This window comes from Streptomyces sp. MUSC 14 (assembly GCF_001866675.1).
GTDB lineage: Bacteria > Actinomycetota > Actinomycetes > Streptomycetales > Streptomycetaceae > Streptomyces.
Genome location: NZ_MLYN01000126.1, coordinates 1 through 593, shown reverse-complemented (window position 1 = coordinate 593; position 593 = coordinate 1). Strand labels below are relative to the sequence as shown.

Annotated in this window: 2 protein-coding genes; both read right to left on the bottom strand. The window is 58.0% G+C overall.

The window, feature by feature from the left end:
• Window positions 1-136: 136 nt before the first annotated feature.
• On the bottom strand, window positions 137-385 hold the full coding sequence (locus BIV25_RS48965) for a hypothetical protein (protein ID WP_256257223.1): 249 nt from the start codon (window positions 383-385) through the stop codon (window positions 137-139).
• Window positions 386-394: 9 nt separating this feature from the next.
• Window positions 395-593: hypothetical protein (locus BIV25_RS45750; RefSeq protein ID WP_218158539.1), on the bottom strand; the 199-nt coding region annotated here is incomplete at its 5' end.

Sequence of the window (593 nt, the reverse complement as noted above, 5' to 3'; positions counted from 1 at the left end):
GGCACTCATGGCCAGTCAACATGCGACGACCTCCCGCTCGGTGTCCCCTCGACGTCATACTCATTGGCGAGCTCGGCGTGAATGGCGCCTCGAAGAGAAACGCCATTCACGCCTTGCCCTGTGTGCCGTAGTCCAATCAGGAGCTGAGCTGCGGAAGCCATTCCCAATCGCCGGGGTACTCGCGCAGCTGCGCGAATCCTGCGCTCAGGCAATACTGCAGGCTGGGGCCGTCAATCCGAATGAAGTCGCCGTCAGGAAGAGCTGGGCCAATCATTGACATCGTCCATGCTTCTCCCCCTTCCTTCATTCTGAGCTCATCGACTTTGATGAGCGTTGAGACACCCGCATGACCAAGTCTCTCAAGGAGTGGTTCGATGTCCATCATTCATCCTTTTCAGATCTTGCCAAGCGCCTTGGCGATGCTGGCGACGCTGGTTAGCCCGCCTGCGTGCTTGCCCTTACTGGCCCGCAGGACGATGGTCTCAAGTTCCTGGCTGGTTGGCCTGTTCGCGATATTGTTGTCCTGGAAAAGCTTTTCTGCGATGGCTACCGTGGTTCGCTTATTTCCGTCGTCGTACATGTGGGCCCCAGCC

Bases quoted from the DNA above. Each gene is read 5' to 3' on its own strand.
- BIV25_RS48965 (WP_256257223.1), bottom strand. From the start codon at position 385: ATGATGGACATCGAACCACTCCTTGAGAGACTTGGTCATGCGGGTGTC.